The organism is Brucella grignonensis (assembly GCF_002252505.1).
In the GTDB taxonomy this organism is placed as follows: domain Bacteria; phylum Pseudomonadota; class Alphaproteobacteria; order Rhizobiales; family Rhizobiaceae; genus Brucella; species Brucella grignonensis.
In genome coordinates, this window is record NZ_NNRL01000164.1 from 142400 (window position 1) to 159600 (window position 17201).

Consider the following 17201-nt stretch of genomic DNA (forward strand, 5'->3'; position numbering starts at 1 on the left):
TCAGGAGGAACTTATGTCCAAACGCTCACCCGGCATCGAAACACTGGCAATCCATGCGGGCGCAAAACCCGATCCGACGACGGGTGCACGTGCGACGCCGATCTATCAGACAACGTCTTTCGTGTTTGAAGATGCCGACCATGCAGCCTCTCTATTTGGCCTGCAGGCTTTCGGCAATATCTATACGCGGATTACCAATCCGACCACCGCTGTTCTGGAAGAGCGCATTGCCGCACTTGAAGGTGGGACAGCTGCTGTTGCCACGGCATCGGGCCATGCGGCACAATTGCTGATCTTCCATTGCCTGCTACAGCCAGGTGATAATTTCATCGCCGCTAACAAGCTCTACGGCGGTTCGATGAACCAGTTTGGCCAGGCTTTCAAATCGTTTGGCTGGCAGGTGCGTTGGGCCGAAGCAACTGATCCAGCGGACTTCGAAAAGCATATTGATGAGCGCACCCGCGCAATCTTCATTGAAAGCTTTGCAAATCCGGGCGGCATTGTGACAGATATCGCAGCTATTGCTGAAGTCGCACACAAGCACGGATTGCCGCTGATTGTCGACAACACGCTGGCGTCACCTTATCTGATCCGCCCGATTGAACACGGCGCGGACATTGTTGTGCATTCGCTGACGAAGTTCATCGGCGGACATGGCAATTCGATGGGCGGCATTCTCGTCGATGCAGGAACATTCGATTGGGCAAAGTCGGGCAATTATCCGCTTTTGACAGAGCCGCGTCCTGATTATGCAGGTCTCGAAATCCACAAGACATTCGGCAATATCTCTTTCGCAATTGCGGCTCGGGTGCTGGGTCTGCGTGACTTTGGTCCTGCAATCTCGCCGTTCAATGCATTCCAGATCTTGACGGGCGTTGAAACACTTCCGCTGCGTATGCAGCGCCATAGTGACAATGCCCTCAAGGTCGCGACCTGGTTGAGCAACCACGACAAAGTGTCATGGGTGAGCTATGCTGGTCTTCCGAGCGACAAGTTCAACGCGTTGCAGAAGAAATACTCACCGAAGGGTGCAGGTTCTGTTTTCACCTTTGGCCTGAAGGGCGGTTATGATGCAGGCGTCAAATTCGTTGACAACCTCGATTTGTTCTCCCTGCTCGCGAACATTGGCGACACGCGTTCGCTGGTCATTCACCCGGCATCAACGACCCATCGTCAGTTGACCGACGAACAGAAGGTTGCCGCCGGTGCCGGTCCAGAAGTGGTTCGCCTCTCTATCGGTATCGAAGATGCGGATGACATCATCGCAGATATCGAACAGGCGCTTGCCAAGGTCTGATGTGATGAGCTTGCTTGTTGATTTCGAGCTGACTGACGTTGAACCAGAGGAGGGCGCGCCTTTGCCGGAGCGTGTGCTGTCCGGCGATCCGCGTTCCCGCACATGGAACCTCGAAGAAACTGCTGATGGCACGCTCTTCGCAGGCATATGGGAAAGCTCGCCGGGCAAATGGCGTGTTGAATATGACGAATGGGAGTTTTGTCATATTCTCGCTGGTCATTCGGTCTTGACGGAAGAGGGTGGTGAAGCGCGCACACTTAAAGCGGGCGACAGCTTTGTCATTCGTCCCGGCTTTAAGGGCACTTGGGAAGTGATCGAAACCACACGCAAGGAATATGTGATCCGGCTTTAGAGCTGGTGAGGGTATTGAGAGAAGAAAGGCCCGGTCACTGTGACCGGGCCTTTCTTCTTATGCCCCGTATGGCACCCAGATATTCTTCACCTGAATGGCATGGCGCAGATAATCCCGGCCCTGTCCTTCGGTCTTGTTGAGCCAGTTCGGCAAGCGGCCATTGCTGACCCATGTGGCCTTGAGGTTTCCGGCAGAAGCCTTTTCGGCCATTGCGCTGCCTTCGCGTGAACCGAAATACCAGAGCGCTGCAACCTCATCATGTTCGGCAAGCGTCTTCGTGAGAAGATCGCGTTCACCGGTGGCGATATTGACCACGCCGCCCGGCACGTCGGATGTGTCGAGCACCTGATAGAAATCACCTGCGATCAGCGGATGACGGCTCGAAGGCACGACCACCGTGCGGTTGCCCATGGCAATGGCGGGAAGTATCAGCGAAACGAGCGAAAGAAGCGGCGCTTCATCAGGGCAGACGATGCCCATCACGCCCCAAGGTTCGTTCATCGCCAGTGTCACATGACGCGACTTGGTGGAATGAACTGCACCATCGAACTTGTCGGCCTGCGCGGCATAATAGAAAATCCGACGCAGCGCGGTTTCAAATTCCTCTTCCGCTTTTTTCTCGCTGATGCCGGTGCTTTCGATCAGCCGTGCCACGAAATCCGTGCGGCGTGCATCGAGGTTTTCGCCAAGATAATAGAGCACCTGAGCCCGGTTATGCGCAGTGGCTGCGCCCCAGCTTCCAGCCTTGCTTGCAGCTTCCACAGCATTGCGGATGTCCTTGCGGTTGCCGATGCCAGCCTGCCCGATGACCGAGCCGTCCTTGCCGGTGACCGAATAGCTGTAGCCGCCATCCGGACGTGCCTGCTTGCCGCCAATATAGTTCTTCATCGTGCGGTCGATACCGCCGATGGTGATCTTGTCGTCGCCGGAGGGCGAAGCTGATGGCACGAAGGCTTCCGCAATCTTGGTCGCGGACAGTGCCTTTTCCCAATCGGAGACGAGATATTCGTACATGCCTTCGCGTGCGCCTTCGCGACCGAACCCGCTTTCACGGTAGCCACCGAAGCCTGCGCCTGCATCCAGCATGTTGGTGCAGTTAATCCAGACGACACCGGCCTTCACCCGCGCAGCAAGATCGAGCGCGACATTGATGTTTTCAGACCAGATCGACGCGGCAAGCCCGTAGCGCGTATTGTTGGCGAGCGAGACGGCTTCATCGGGAGTGCGGAAGGTTGTTGCTGCCGCAATCGGCCCAAAAATTTCCACCTGACAGACGGTTGAGGCCTGATCCACATCGGTGAAGAAGCCGGGGGCGATATAATTGCCTTTGGCCGGAAGCGGGTTCGGTGTTTGCCAGAGCTCGCCGCCTTCCTCGATACCCTTTTGGATAAGATCGGAAATGCGCTTCACCTGACCGGGTGAAACAATGGCGCCGACATCGGTGGATTTGTCGAGCGGGTCGCCGACGCGCAAGCTTTCGAGACGCTTTCTGAGCTTGGCATAGAAGCGCTCGGCAATGCCTTCCTGCACGAGCAGGCGCGACCCGGCGCAACAGACTTCGCCCTGATTGAACCAGATGGCATCGACCACGCCTTCAACGGCTGCGTCAAGATCGGCATCTTCAAAGACGATGAAGGGCGATTTTCCGCCCAGTTCCAGCGACAGCTTCTTGCCCGATCCGGCAATTTGCTCGCGAATGACGCGGCCAACCTGCGTCGAACCGGTGAAGGCCACCTTGTCCACGCCGTCATGGCCGCAGATTTCCGCGCCGGTGGTGCCATCGCCCTGCACGATGTTGACGACACCGGCGGGCAGGCCGACTTCATGGCAGATCTCGGCAAAGGCAATGGCGGAAAGTGGCGTCAGATCGGCGGGTTTCAGCACGACCGTGTTACCGGCGGCCAAAGCTGGTGCGATCTTCCAGGCAAGCATGAGAAGCGGGAAATTCCACGGAATGACCTGACCGCAGACGCCAACGGGCGAAAAGCCCTTGAACTCATCTTCCACCATCTCGGCCCAGCCTGCATGGTGATAGAAGTGACGGGCGGCGAGGGGAATGTCGATGTCGCGGGTTTCGCGGATCGGCTTGCCGTTGTCCATGGTTTCCAGTACGGCCAGAAAACGCTCGTGCTTCTGAATATGGCGCGCGATGGCATAGAGATACTTGGCCCGCTCATAGCCCGAAAGTTTGGACCATTTGCCAAAAGCGGTGCGGGCGGCTTTCACCGCCTGATCGACATCTTCGGCATTGCCGCAGATGATTTCGGCGAGCTTGTCACTATTGGCCGGATTGGCAACCGCAATTGACTTGCGGCCTTCCGGTTTGACAAAGGTCCCGTTGATATAGTGGCCGAAGGAACGGTCATGCTGTTCTAGCCATAGGTTCACATCGCCGTTTGCTTCGGGGGAAGGTCCATATTCCATGGTCTTCAGGATGTCCTTGATGGGTCGCATTTCAAATTTTCCTTACGAGCATTTCCAGCAAAAGTGCGAAGCGGTTTTGCGCAGGAGAATGCGAAATTCCAAGTTTAAGCAGCGGCGTGACGGTTGGCGGCGGAGTAGCGCCCGGTCACGAAGTGCTCCAATTGCCGTTCGATATCTCCAAGCATCGACGATGCGCCGATCCGGAACAGATCGGGCTCCAGCCAGCGATTGCCGAGTTCTTCCTTCATCAGTGTGAGCCAGGCGAGCGCGTCCTTTGCGGTCTTGAGGCCGCCCGCGGGTTTGAAGCCGACGCTCTGACCGGAAAGCTCGCCATAATCGCGCAGCGCCCGCACCATGGTCAGGCTCACTGGCAAGGTGGCGTTGACGTCTTCCTTGCCCGTCGAGGTCTTGATGAAATCGGAGCCTGCCTGCATCGCCACCATCGAGGCGCGATAAACATTGGTCAGCGTATTGAGATCGCCGGTGGCAAGGATTGCCTTCATATGCGCATCCCCGCAGACTTCGCGCATGGCAGCAATTTCATCGTAGAGGGCCGACCAGTTCTGTGTCAGCACATGCTCGCGCGTAATCACGATGTCGATTTCATGCGCGCCCTGTTCGACGGCATAGGTGATTTCAGCAAGACGGAGCGGCAGCGGCGTCAGCCCGGCGGGAAAGCCCGTCGCCACCGAGGCAACCGGAATGCCGGAACCTTCAAGCGCCTTCACGGCATGGGGCACCATGGTGGGATAAACGCAGACCGCGCCGGTGGTGATGCCTGCATCTGCCAAACCGAGCGCTTCCAGAATATCCTCGCGCACCGGGCGGCGCGCCTTGGCACAGAGCCTGCGCACGCGCGCCGCCGTGTCGTCGCCTGCAAGCGTGGTGAGGTCTATGCACTGGATGGCGCGGATGAGCCACGCCGCCTGATATTCCTTTTTCACCGAACGGCGGGCGCTAATCGTAGCGGCACGGCGCTCGGAAGCGCTGCGATTGACGGATACATCCTCAAACCATTCCGGCTTGAGCGGTGTCCCGTTATTGCGGGGGAGGGCTTCGGTCATTTCATTGTCCGTTCGTGGGTTCAATTACGTTCAAGTGCGATCAGGCACGTTCGGTCGAAGGGGCGTGATCGCGGCAGAACGTTTCGAATTCTTCCTGGCTGGCATAGGCTTTCTGCGTGCCCGGCCGGGTGATGGAATGGGCCGCATAAAGAGCGGCCTTGCGAAGCGAGGCTTCCACATCGCCGGTCCCGGCGTAGAAGCGGGCAAAGGAGCCGATAAAAGCGTCGCCCGCGCCGGTCGTGTCTTTTGGTGTGACCTTGACCGGGGGAATATTGACGATTTCGCTTGCCGTAATCATGCGCGCGCCGCGTCCGCCGAGCGTGACAATGACGGTGCGGATGCCGCGAGCGATCAGCGAACGCGCTGCGGTGACGATTTCATCGTCCGTGCCGGTCGGCAGGCCGGAGAGGATTGCCAGCTCGCTCTCGTTCGGCACGAGAAAGGTCACCTGCCGGATCAGTTCGGGATCAAGGTCGGCGGCAGCAGGCGCAGGATTCAAAATGGTTTCGATGCCGTTTTCAGCGGCGAAAGCGATGGTGTGGTAGACTGTCTCGACCGGAACTTCCATCTGCATCAGGATGAGGCCGCACGCTTTCAGATCGTCCGCAGCCTTGTCGACTTCGGCGGGCAGAAGATCGGCATTGGCGCCCTTGACGATCAGGATCGAGTTTTCACCCGATGGCTCGACGAAGATGGGGGCTACGCCGCTCGACTTGCCGGAAACCTTGCGCACATGGCGCGTATCGACGCCGAACTCGTTCAGGTTGCGGATGGTGTTGTCCGCGAAAATATCGTCGCCCACCCGCGTCACCATCATCACATCTGCGCCAAGGCGTGCAGCAGCCACGGCCTGATTGGCGCCTTTGCCACCACAGCCAATTTCAAATGTCGGGGCTTCCAGTGTTTCGCCGGGGCCGGGCATGCGGTTCACATAGGTGATGAGGTCCACCATGTTGGAGCCGACCACTCCGATCTTTCTGGTCATGAGACGTTCCTTTGAAATTTCAGAGTGCCTTGATCGAGGCTTCAAATTCTTCGGCGGCGGTTGTATCGAGATAACCGACGCGCACGGGGAAAACGGCGCGCTCACCCGATGCCAGCACCTGCACATTGTTCTTGGCCCTTTCCGCCAGATAGCCTTCCGGCTCGCAGGTCGAGGGCAGGGCAAAGGCTGCAACCTGGGCATCGCCGTTCACGAGAATCCAGCGCACGGTTTTTGGGAAGATTTCGGTCGGGTAGGAAATGCCAAACCCGTCGCCCTCGGGAAGCTGCATCATCAGATGGGTGTTGCCTTCGGCATCTTTAGGCAGTCCGCGAATATAGAAGACCTGTTCGGGATCGTAGCGCTCCGGCTCATCCAGCACTTCCATCGCGGCGGGGTCGGAGGCCAGTTCGTCGATCAGCGACAGGTAATCATCATTGGGTGTCACATGGCCGGGAACGGCTGTGCGCACCTGCACGTGATCCGGCGTATACGGCACCGGTTGCACGATCCGCGCACCTTCCGCATAGGCGAAATTGACGTGGCACATATACATCAGCTCCATCGGAGCGGATGAAAGGTTCTCGACATCCATGGTGATGTCGAACAGTGTTTCACTGGCATAAAGCCGCACGCTTGGCCGTGCCAGATAATGCGCGCCGAAGCCCATCACATATTCATATTCACCGGTGATTTCGACGAAGGCGCCGCGCTCGTCATGGCCAAAGAGAAGACCGGCCTTGTCCATTTTCGCGCAAGCCATTTCGCCATGCAGAAGATGATTGTCCTGAGGCGAAGGACAGCCATTGCGCAGGATGCCGCTATGGAACGCAAAGCAGCCATAGGTTTCAACGATAGTAGTTGCCGGGCGCGGCATGGAGAAGCTGTTGCCCATTGTCAGATCGACGCCGTCGAATTCCGCGCCCCAGATCATCTGCCCCATGAAGGGCAGCACGATGAGATTGCCGCGTTCATTCTCGACCAGCAGCGCCTCGATGCCGCTTGGATAGCGAAAAGCGGTGACGCTGAGGCCATAGGTATTGGCGATGACATGCGGCTGTTGGACAAAATCCTGACGGCGAAGATGAAATTCGATGTCCTGCATAAGGGATCACCTGCCCTGATTGCGCGATGCGTTGATCGCGATGACGAGAATAAGGAAAGCGCCCCAGATGAAATCGATGAGGTGGTTGGAAAACCGCATCATCTGGAAGCCGGAGGAAAGCAGCATTAGAGCAATCAGCGCGATGGCGACGCCCAGAACACGTCCCTTTCCACCTGCCGGATTGGTGCCGCCGAGAACGGCGATCAACACGGCTTGCAGCAGATAGGATGCGCCATAGTCCGACTTGGCGGCATTGGTGCGGCCTGAAAGAATGATCCCGGCTATGGAAGCAAGCACGCCGGTGAGCATGTAGGAATAGAGGATCATGCGATCCTTGCGGATACCGGCAAAGGCGGCTGCACGCGGATTGGTGCCGATCAGCATGAGATTGATGCCGAGCGTCGTGCGTGTCAGGAGAATTGCCACGACGATGCACACGGCGATGAACAGCAGGAATGGCGTGGCGATGCCGAACAGCTTGCCATTGCCGACCCAGTTCCACGCATCAGGGAAGCCGACGATGGCCGGGCCGCCTGTCAGAACCAGTGCCAGCCCCATCAAAACCTGTCCGGTGCCGAGTGTGGCAAGGATTGGCGTGATGCGGAGTTTGGCTATGAGCAGGCCGTTGACCAACCCTGATACCAGCCCGATCAGTACGGCAAGCAATATGCCGATGATGGTGTAGAACAGCATGCCGGAACCCGACGTCTGTGCCGCCTGCACCATGGAGGAATGGAAATAAACCCCGGCCATGATACCCGCCAGATTGGCGATGCCCACCACCGAAAGATCGATGCCGCCTGTCAGCATGGCAATCATCATGGCGACGGAGAGGATGCCCAGCTCCGGCATGATGTAGCTGATGGATTCGAAATTGTAATAGCGCAGGAACTTGTCCGGGTTCATCCAGGTCATTAGCGCAAAGACCAGTACGGTGATGACGATGAGCTGGATGATGTTGTTGTCTCCGCCAAGGATGCGGCGCATGTCGAAAGATTGTTTCATGTCGCGTTCTCCCCTCAAGCGATACTTTTGCGGTCACGCCATGCGGTGATGGCTGTGGCGACGATGATGATGAGGCCGACAACGACACGCTGCCATGTGGTGTCCACCTTCATGATGATGAGCGAGTTCTTGACCATGACGAGCATGAAGACGCCCATCAGCGTGCCGAGAACCGTGCCGCGTCCGCCGAAGATCGATGCGCCGCCCAGAACCACGGCTGCGATCACGTCCAGTTCAAGCCCGACGAAATCGCGCGGATTGGCAAGCCAGATCATCGAGGAATGCAGAAGCCCTGCGAAACCTGCCAGCGCTCCGGCCACGCAATAGACGAAGAAGATCGTACGGCGGGTATTGAAGCCGACACGCTTTGCCGCTTCCGGCGAGCCGCCATAGGCATAAACGCTGCGCCCGATCATCGTATAATTGAGGATCAGGTGGATCAGCAGCGCCAGCGCCAGATAGACGAGGAACATTGCGGTCAGGCTAAAGGCTGTTCCGGCGGCATTTGTCAGCGAAACAACATCCGTCTTGCCAAATTCGATCAGCTCCTTCGGCATCTTGTTGATGTTGACGGTGCTTGTACCCACCAGACCAAGCACCAGTCCGCGCACAATGGAACCGGTACCGAGTGTCACGATCAGCGGGATCATCTTGAAACGATGGATGATGAAGCCGTTGAATGCGCCAAGCAGCAGGCCGATCAGCGTTGCGGCCACGAACGGAATGAACACGCCGTCATAGCCGAGATAAACCATGGCGCGGACGGTCAGATACATGGCCGCGATGGCAAAGGCGGTGAAGGAGACGTCGATGCCGCCGGAAATCATCACCAGCAGAACGCCAAGCGCCATGATGCCGATCACGACATTGGAGCGCAGAAGGCCGAAGATATTGTCCAGCGACCAGAATGCCGGATTGATGAGGCCGATAATAACCATGGCCGCGAACAGCACGCAGGCAATGATGAATTCGGTACTGCGAAAAAACTTCATGTGCCGGTTCCTCAATTCAGCGTCTTGAGCCGGTCATTGACGGCATCTTCGGTCATGGTTTCACCGGAAAGTTCGTCGACGAAACGTCCGCGATGCATCACCAGCACACGATTGCAGTTCTGCACCAGCTCGGGCACATCGTCGGAAATCATCAGGACGGCGAGCCCTTCATCACGGGCAAGCTTGCGGATGATATTGTGGATCTGCGCCTTGGAGCCGACATCGACGCCGACGGTTGGCCCGTTGAGGATCAGGATTTTTGCGCCTGTCAAAAGCCAGCGTGCCAGCACCACACGCTGCGCATTGCCGCCTGACAGATGATTGACCGGCGTATGCGGACCGGGGGCAACGATGTGCATCGCCGAAAACATGTCGCGGGTTGTGGTGTCAGCTTGTCTGCGGTCGATGAAGAGGCCGCGCACGAATTTCTCGATGGAAGTGACGATGATGTTGCGCTCGATCGATTGCGTGAGGAACAGGCCTTCCGTCAGGCGGTCTTCCGGCACATAGGCGACGCCGCAGGCGATCCCTTCCTGAACTGTCTTCGGATGAACTTGCTTGCCATCGATACGAACAGTGCCGGTGAAATCCGGCTTCATGCCGAAGAGAGCCAAGGCAAGCTCGGTGCGACCAGAGCCGATAAGACCAGAAATACCTACAATTTCACCGGCATGGAGCGTAAGGCTGGCATTTTCCACCGACCCCGGAACAGAAAGGTTCGTGATTTCAAGGGTCGGATTGGCTGGAGCGCCTTCACGCGGGGTCCAGTGATAATGGTCCGATGTGAGTTCCTGACCGGTCATCGCGCGGGTGATCGACGGTTCGTCGAAATCGGAAATCGGGCCTTCGGCAACCTTCTTGCCATTGCGGAAGACGGTCAGCCTTTCGCTGATTTCCAGCATCTCGCGCATCTTGTGGCTGACGAAAAGCACTGCGATGCCCTGTGCCTGAATATCGCGAACGATCTTGAACAGCGCGTCGACTTCATGCCGCGTCAGCGCGGTGGTCGGCTCGTCCATGATAATGAGGCGGGCGTCAGCCATGACGGCGCGCGCAATCGCCACGATCTGCTTGCCCGATGTCGGCAGGCTGTCCACATCCGCATCGAGGTCGATACTGACGTCGAGCCGCTCCAGCGCCTTCTGCGCCAGGTCACGCACGCGCTTCCAGTCGACGCCCTTGCGGCCTTCGATGAGAAAAGTATTGATTGCCAGATTTTCAGCAACCGTCAGGTTCCCGAACAACGAGAAGTCCTGATAGATCACCTGAATACCGTGATGAACCGACTTGACGGGGTCGAGCTTGCCGACTGATTTGCCGTCGATCAGTATCTCGCCGTCTTCCGGCGTGTAGACGCCCGACATGACCTTGATGATGGTGGATTTGCCGGAGCCGTTCTCGCCCGCGAGACAGTGGATTTCGCCGGGCTTTATGGCAAAGGAAACGTCGTCCAGTGCCCTGACACCACCGAAGCGTTTTCCGATATGGCGCAGTTCGATCAGGTTTTCACTCATATGGGGGCCTCGTGCAAGGCTGGAATGCGATTTGTCCGATAGGAGGGGCAGGAAGCCCCTCCCGTCAGGCAGCCATGGATATCAGAAGTCGTACTTATCCATGTTTTCCTTGGTCACACCGACCCAGCCTGCACCATAGAGCAGGTTCGGCTTGGCAGCGTCAGGCGCCAGCAGGCTTTCATAGCCCGGCAGACCCAGATTGAGACCGGCCTTGATCTGGTCGTTCTTCTTTTCAAGTGCGGCGACGGCCAGCATGTTCATGGCATAGCCTGCAACGGCGGGGTCCCAGAACTGGATGTACTGGATGTCGTCGTTCTTCAGATATTCACCAGCCACCGAAACGAGGCCCGTGCCTGCGAAGAAGACCTTGCCCTTGAGGCCGCCTTCGGCGATCAGGCGTCCGGCACCGGCAGAGGTCGGCATCGGTGCACCAAGAATGCCCTTGATGTCCGGATAGGCGGTCATCGCCTCCTTGAGCTTGTTATAGTCGGTGTTGGCATCGTCATATGTTTCGAGGCGGCCTGTTGCTTCCGACATTTCCGGGAAGTTGGCCTTCTGGTATTCGACGGCACCGTCGATCCATTCCATCTGCGACTTGGAGGTCAGGCTGCCGACAGTCGCGACATACTTGCCCTTGCCGCCCATCGACTTGCCGAGTTCCTTCATCAGGTTCGCGCCATAGGCCTTGTTGTCGAAGGCTTCGATGTCGTAGTCGACGTTCTGGATGTTGGATGCTTCGTGGCTGATGACCACGATGCCACGTTCACGCGCCTTTTTCAGAACGGGTTCCACTGCTTCAACCGAGAAGGGCACGATGGCGATGGCGTCAACGCCCTGCGCGATCAGGTTTTCGACGATCTGCACCTGTGCTGCGGCATCCGCCTGGCTCGGGCCGACCATCCAGACGTCATTGCCGGTGTCGGCCTTGAACTGATCTACGCCGTCGCGCATGCGGTCGAACCAGGCAATGCCATCAACCTTCACGACGGTCGCGATGGTGTATTTCTTGTCATTTGCAGTGGTGATCAGCTCTTTGTTGACCTTCGATGTATCAACGACGCCTTCCGCAAAAGCATGCGGAACGGCAACGGACATGGCAATCGCCACGGATGCTAGAAATTTTTTCACCGGTGTTTCCTCCCAAAACGCATCTCCAAAGCGCTGACTGGTTCGGATAGATGCGCATTCCTCCAAAATTCCGGAGCTGCTCTGGCGTATTTGACCAGAAGAACTCCGAATTCCCTGTCCTGTCGCGCCATTGGCTGCAGAAGGACGATGCTGACGCTGACGCACCCTGGAACGGTAGGGTGCGTCAGCGTTCTCCTCCATGCCCGGCTTCCCGGCCGGGCGAAAATGCAATCTGTTTTCCCGCTTGTCTGACGTCCTCGAAGAACGGAATTCTGTTCGAGGCGTACAAAACCCTGTTGTTTTATCCTCCCAACAATGCGAATTATAATGTTACAATCCGATCATTATGTTTGGATCGTTTCACATTTATGTTCGGCCTGTCAAGATCGGATGATCGCATTGCGTGAAATGTGACGGACGTATAAACGGGTGAGCGGATCGCAAGGATTGGGGACAGCGTGAGCAGAATCAGCCGGAAGGAAGAGCGGATTGCCGAACTGGCGGCGCTGGTCGATGACGTTGGCGTGCTTCGCCTGCGGGATGCGGCAGCGCGTCTTGGCGTGTCGGAAATGACGATCCGCCGCGATATCGGCAGCGATGGCGGGATGCTGAATTGTTTGGGTGGTTACATTATCCCCACCCAGGACGGTGTGAATGGCGATTATGTCTTTGATTTTGAAAAAGACAGCCATGCCAATGCCAAAGCACAGGCTTGTGCCGCAGCCGCAGCGTTGATTGAACCCTATGATACGGTTTTCATCGATTGTGGCACGACAATGCCGCACCTTGCTCACCGTATACCGCAGAACCAGCACATCACGGTTGTCTGCTACTCCCTGAATATTGCCGAGATTCTATCGCGTCGAGATGATGTTCGGCTGATCGTGCTTGGCGGCGTCTATCACTCCGAAGCGGCATCTTTTTCGAGCGACGAGGGCATTGAGGTGCTCAAGCGCATCAATATTAACAAAGCTTTCTTGTCTGCGGGTGGGGTCGATGAGCAGCACGGTGTAACCTGCTCTCACTTTCATGAAGTGCCGGTCAAACAAATGGCGATGCAAAGAGCCCTACAGAAACACCTCGTCGTTGATGAAAGCAAATTCGGTAAAGTCCGTGCCGCACGCTTTGCAGGCGTAATGGATTTTAACTCAATTGTTTCCGGCTAAACACTTTGCGCTCAAAGCCGCTACTGGCTTGGGAGACCTTTGGTGCAGTTCAAGTTTTCTCTATCGGCTCTCATCGTAACTCTTGCTCTGCTCGTCGCGTTGGTTCTCTTAGCCACGGCTGGCGCTGGCATGGGCTGGATAAGAAGCTTTCTCGGCGATGTGATTGCAGTGATCTTTGTCTATTCAGCTTTCCGCATCATGATTGACGGGAACAGGGTTTTGTTGGCTTTTGCAGCGTTCTTGGTTGGAGCTGCTATCGAGCTGGGCCAGTATCTCGCAAAAATAACGGGTGTTGAAATTGGCAATCGAGCCCTGCGGATTATTCTTGGCGCAACACCTGACTGGCTTGATGTATTGGCCTACGGCATCGGCGCATTGTCGATCATTGCATGCCTGACGCTTGCCAGATGGTCGAAACTCGCTTGCCGTGCCTGAGTTTTTCTGACAAACTTTCTTTGAACACAATGTCGGTTTATATGTCGTGGGATAGGCATTGCTGATGAGCGCTGGAACGCGTCTGTCGCTCGCAATAGCCTTCATCAAATGACGCTTTTGACCACGGATGTACTGGCACTAGTAGACATTGATGATCAGGAAGGTCGGTGCATTTTTGCCCCGGCCTTTTTTGTTGCGCTTGTTTGCTTGGGCCAGCGCATGGAGACTGGCGCGATTCAATCGCAGTCAATTGTCTTCATGAGGGCTGAATCGTAAATCAGCTGGCTTCAGATCGCGGCGAAATTTCTCAAATACAAATAGATCCAATGAGGTTTATTGAACCTCAGGAGAATTTTATATTTTTGGTCTAAGCGTTTGGAAAATATGGTGGGCGATGAGAGACTCGAACTCCCGACATCTTCGGTGTAAACGAAGCGCTCTACCAACTGAGCTAATCGCCCGACTGACTTGTCAGCCGCTGTGAGAGCCGTTTAGGCAATTCGTTCGAAGAGTGCAAGCGCAAAATTGCAAAAATGCATTCTTTTTATTTTCCCGGCTAAAATCCACAGGCCGCATCAATTATAACGAGCAGAGTTGTCCCGAATAAAGCACTGGGAATTGTACGATCCATGACCACTGACCTGAATCGCGATTCCGATTCATGTGAATTTTGAATGCCTTCGGGCAAGGGGCGCTTCGTTGCGGATAAAGCAGGTCAAACTCGAAAGCCTGTAAAAGCGTGGCTTTTTGAATAAAAACAAATTTCTTCTTTTTTCTTCAAACCACTCGCTTGACACTGGTGAGAGAACACCTTAAACGACCGCTCACACCGAACGGAAACGCCGGTGACTACCCAGCCAGACGGCTGAAAATGAAATGCGCGGGTGTAGCTCAGTTGGTTAGAGTGCCGGCCTGTCACGCCGGAGGTCGCGGGTTCGAGCCCCGTCACTCGCGCCATTTTCATTCAAGAAATCGAACAAAAATCTTGATGAAAATGGCGCATCTCGCGTTCTTTCCACTTCTTACTAATATCAAAAGATTGGTCGCTGGAATCATTGCTTTGATTCCGCGCTTTTTTGCATTTGGTGAGTTTGCTTCGAACGTTGGGGTTTTCCGGACCGAGAGCGATGTGATTCCGCGCTGAAAGCTGAGGCTATTTTGCTTTCTTCCATGAAAGATAAGCGACCGAGAAGATTCCAGCCAGAACGACCAGAATGTCACCGCTGGCGAGAAAATATGTGCCCAACGCTCTCTCCTTGCGAATTCCTCTTTTCACCCAAGGCTGAAATCGCAGCCCTTTCAGATGCAAAAATTTCCGAAGTTATCGATTCTGTAAGCCGAACCGGTTTTGCAATCTGTGGTCTACGGGGATTTTAGAGATGTGCTCGACTTATAGAAGGCAAGCAATCTTGCTCATTGGCTCCCCTGCGCCAAATATTTTCACAAACCGCAACGAGGGCAGTTATAATTTTCTGAACCTGAAAATGTGCTCTAATCGGTGGGGCAGGGTGCTCTCGCGTTTCTTATATATGAGCTCGATTCTGACCCTTACATATCTCTTATATATAAAGTGCGTTCGATCCGTTGCTCAGATATTAGTCTGGAATGGAACCGGGCTCGTGAATTCGTTCGCTGAGGTTTGCATTATGCCTGCCCATCTCCGGGCTTTATACATTTTAAAGCGCGTTGAGGGATCGTCTGAATCAGCCACACGATTAAGCCCGACAATTCAACCGATTGATTCTATCGGGCAAATATTGGCAGAAGATCGTTCTTTGCCTTTTCCTCACGAAATTATGATGTTTTCGTGCTATATGGGGTTTGGGTGGCATATACGGGCTTGATGTTGCCTCTTATTCAGCATCCTGACCGGACTATACCCGCCTGTTCGCGTTGGAGGGCTTGCGCTTGCGCGCATGCTGCGCTAACCGTCCCGCCAAATACTTAAGTTCGCACGGCATGCCTTTTGAAGCTGCTTGAGGCGACGAGGTCGCAAGAGATGCAATGTGTCGCATGGTGGTAGGCTCTAAAAAGCTTATGACAGGCGGCGCAGCCTCGTATTCAAGCCGGATAAGGATCATGAACGAGCTTTTAAGTTCCTATTTGCCGATTGTCATCTTTCTCGGCATCGCGATGGTAATTGGTGTAGCCCTCCTGGTTGCGCCGTTTCTGGTCGCGTACAGACAGCCCGACCCGGAAAAGCTTTCAGCTTACGAGTGCGGGTTCAATGCCTTTGATGACGCCCGTATGAAATTCGACATCCGTTTCTATCTCGTGTCGATTCTCTTTATTATCTTCGATCTCGAAGTCGCCTTCCTGTTCCCGTGGGCTGTGTCCTTCGGTGCAATTGGCTGGTTCGGCTTTCTGTCGATGATGCTTTTCCTTGGTGTTTTGACCATCGGCTTCATCTACGAATGGAAGAAGGGAGCGCTGGAATGGGATTGACCGGCACTAATCAGGCGTCGGGCTCGACGCTTATTGCTCCGCAGCCAAAGGGGATACTTGACCCACGTACGGGCAAGCCAGTTGGCTCTGATGACGCATTCTTCAATGATCTGAACAGCGAACTGTCTGACAAAGGCTTCATCGTCACATCTGCTGACGCTCTGATCACCTGGGCGCGTACCGGCTCGCTGATGTGGATGACCTTCGGTCTCGCATGTTGCGCCGTGGAAATGATGCATATTTCCATGCCGCGTTATGATGCTGAGCGCTTCGGTATCGCGCCACGCGCATCTCCACGCCAGTCCGACGTCATGATCGTTGCAGGCACGCTGACCAACAAGATGGCCCCTGCTTTGCGTAAGGTCTATGACCAGATGCCTGAGCCTCGTTACGTTATTTCGATGGGTTCCTGCGCCAATGGCGGCGGCTATTATCACTACTCTTATTCTGTAGTGCGTGGCTGTGATCGTGTGGTTCCAGTCGATATTTATGTTCCGGGCTGCCCGCCAACCGCAGAAGCTCTGCTTTATGGCATTCTGATGCTTCAGAAGAAGATCCGCCGTACTGGTACGATCGAGCGTTAATCGGACCTTCGCGGTCTGAATGGTGCAAGAGGGTTTGTTAGAATTCGATCTGTTTTCCCAAGGATGGGTCGGGTTCTAAAAAAGGAAGTTAGAGATATGAGCGAAGAAGCTCTTGGTGAACTTTCCGGCTATATCAAGGAACGTCTCGGCGATGCGATCGAAGAGGCGCAGCTGGCTTATGGTGAGCTGACGCTTAGCGTCCCAGTTGCAAGCTTGATCGGCGTTCTCACGTTCCTGCGCGATGACGTGCAGTGCCAGTTCGTGAACCTGACGGATATTTCCGGCGTTGATTATCCACAGCGCGCCAAGCGTTTTGACGTTGTTTATCAGTTCCTTTCACCTCGCCAGAACCTGCGCATTCGTGTGAAAGTTCAAGCTGATGAGGATACGCTGGTTCCTTCTGCGGTGTCGGTTTTCGTCGGCGCTGAATGGTTCGAGCGTGAAGCCTATGACATGTATGGCATTCTGTTCTCCGGTCATCCAGATCTGCGCCGCATTCTGACTGACTACGGTTTTGAAGGTCATCCGCTGCGTAAAGATTTCCCAACGACTGGTTTCGTTGAAGTTCGCTACAGCGATGAAGCCAAGCGTGTCATTTATGAGCCTGTCGTTCTGCGACAGGAATTCCGCAATTTCGACTTCCTCTCGCCGTGGGAAGGGACTGACTACGTCCTGCCCGGTGACGAGAAGGCAAAGACGAATTAAGGT

The 17201-nt window shown here is 55.5% G+C and carries 15 protein-coding genes and 2 tRNA genes; 8 read left to right on the forward strand and 9 right to left on the reverse strand.

The genetic code is table 11. From position 1 onward, the window contains the following. The first annotated feature begins 13 nt into the window (after positions 1 to 13). Together CEV33_RS18580 and CEV33_RS18585 are read left to right on the forward strand one after the other, a co-directional pair. Positions 14 to 1297: an O-acetylhomoserine aminocarboxypropyltransferase gene (locus CEV33_RS18580; protein ID WP_094541893.1), complete on the forward strand. Its 1284-nt coding sequence runs from the start codon at positions 14 to 16 to the stop codon at positions 1295 to 1297. 4 nt (positions 1298 to 1301) lie between these two features. Then, positions 1302 to 1649: a cupin domain-containing protein gene (locus CEV33_RS18585; RefSeq protein ID WP_094541894.1), complete on the forward strand. Its 348-nt coding sequence runs from the start codon at positions 1302 to 1304 to the stop codon at positions 1647 to 1649. A 57-nt stretch (positions 1650 to 1706) separates the two neighbouring features. Here the strand turns inward: CEV33_RS18585 and CEV33_RS18590 are convergent, their stop codons facing one another. The 8 genes from CEV33_RS18590 to CEV33_RS18625 form a co-directional block, all read right to left on the reverse strand. Then, positions 1707 to 4103: an aldehyde dehydrogenase family protein gene (locus tag CEV33_RS18590; protein ID WP_167388182.1), complete on the reverse strand. Its 2397-nt coding sequence runs from the start codon at positions 4101 to 4103 to the stop codon at positions 1707 to 1709. Positions 4104 to 4177: 74 nt separating this feature from the next. Continuing rightward, positions 4178 to 5137 carry a deoxyribose-phosphate aldolase gene (gene deoC, locus CEV33_RS18595; protein ID WP_094541895.1) on the reverse strand — a complete coding sequence of 320 codons (960 nt, stop codon included), beginning with the start codon at positions 5135 to 5137 and terminating at the stop codon, positions 4178 to 4180. Between the two features lie 40 nt (positions 5138 to 5177). Continuing rightward, the gene (rbsK, locus tag CEV33_RS18600; RefSeq protein ID WP_094541896.1) at positions 5178 to 6122 is read right to left on the reverse strand and encodes a ribokinase; all 945 of its coding nucleotides are present in this window, start codon (positions 6120 to 6122) and stop codon (positions 5178 to 5180) included. Positions 6123 to 6141: 19 nt separating this feature from the next. Beyond that, a complete protein-coding gene (locus CEV33_RS18605; protein WP_094541897.1) occupies positions 6142 to 7224 on the reverse strand; it encodes an aldose 1-epimerase family protein in 1083 nt (360 codons plus the stop codon). Between the two features lie 6 nt (positions 7225 to 7230). Further along, on the reverse strand, positions 7231 to 8229 hold the full coding sequence (locus CEV33_RS18610) for an ABC transporter permease (protein ID WP_094541898.1): 999 nt from the start codon (positions 8227 to 8229) through the stop codon (positions 7231 to 7233). Positions 8230 to 8243: 14 nt separating this feature from the next. Next, positions 8244 to 9221 carry an ABC transporter permease gene (locus CEV33_RS18615; RefSeq protein ID WP_094541899.1) on the reverse strand — a complete coding sequence of 326 codons (978 nt, stop codon included), beginning with the start codon at positions 9219 to 9221 and terminating at the stop codon, positions 8244 to 8246. Positions 9222 to 9232: 11 nt separating this feature from the next. Further along, on the reverse strand, positions 9233 to 10735 hold the full coding sequence (locus CEV33_RS18620; protein WP_094541900.1) for a sugar ABC transporter ATP-binding protein: 1503 nt from the start codon (positions 10733 to 10735) through the stop codon (positions 9233 to 9235). A gap of 81 nt (positions 10736 to 10816) precedes the next feature. After that, on the reverse strand, positions 10817 to 11863 hold the full coding sequence (locus CEV33_RS18625) for an autoinducer 2 ABC transporter substrate-binding protein (protein ID WP_167388183.1): 1047 nt from the start codon (positions 11861 to 11863) through the stop codon (positions 10817 to 10819). Between the two features lie 458 nt (positions 11864 to 12321). Between CEV33_RS18625 and CEV33_RS18630 the strand changes: the two genes are divergently transcribed. Further along, the gene (locus tag CEV33_RS18630) at positions 12322 to 13029 is read left to right on the forward strand and encodes a DeoR/GlpR family DNA-binding transcription regulator (protein ID WP_094541901.1); all 708 of its coding nucleotides are present in this window, start codon (positions 12322 to 12324) and stop codon (positions 13027 to 13029) included. 42 nt (positions 13030 to 13071) lie between these two features. Further along, on the forward strand, positions 13072 to 13464 hold the full coding sequence (locus CEV33_RS18635; protein ID WP_094541902.1) for a ribosomal maturation YjgA family protein: 393 nt from the start codon (positions 13072 to 13074) through the stop codon (positions 13462 to 13464). Between the two features lie 385 nt (positions 13465 to 13849). Here CEV33_RS18635 and CEV33_RS18640 read toward each other — a convergent pair. Continuing rightward, positions 13850 to 13925 (reverse strand) — tRNA-Val (locus tag CEV33_RS18640). Between the two features lie 419 nt (positions 13926 to 14344). Here CEV33_RS18640 and CEV33_RS18645 point away from each other — a divergent pair. The 4 genes from CEV33_RS18645 (at position 14345) to CEV33_RS18660 (ending at position 17198) form a co-directional block, all read left to right on the forward strand. Continuing rightward, a tRNA-Asp gene (locus CEV33_RS18645) sits at positions 14345 to 14421 on the forward strand. 1122 nt (positions 14422 to 15543) lie between these two features. Further along, on the forward strand, positions 15544 to 15909 hold the full coding sequence (locus CEV33_RS18650) for an NADH-quinone oxidoreductase subunit A (protein WP_007874537.1): 366 nt from the start codon (positions 15544 to 15546) through the stop codon (positions 15907 to 15909). Continuing rightward, complete coding sequence (locus CEV33_RS18655) at positions 15900 to 16493, forward strand: NuoB/complex I 20 kDa subunit family protein (RefSeq protein WP_024897475.1); 594 nt, start codon at positions 15900 to 15902, stop codon at positions 16491 to 16493. The genes CEV33_RS18650 and CEV33_RS18655 overlap by 10 nt, the downstream gene beginning before the upstream one ends. A 96-nt stretch (positions 16494 to 16589) precedes the next feature. Continuing rightward, a complete protein-coding gene (locus tag CEV33_RS18660) occupies positions 16590 to 17198 on the forward strand; it encodes an NADH-quinone oxidoreductase subunit C (protein ID WP_094541903.1) in 609 nt (202 codons plus the stop codon). The last annotated feature ends 3 nt before the right edge of the window (positions 17199 to 17201 follow it).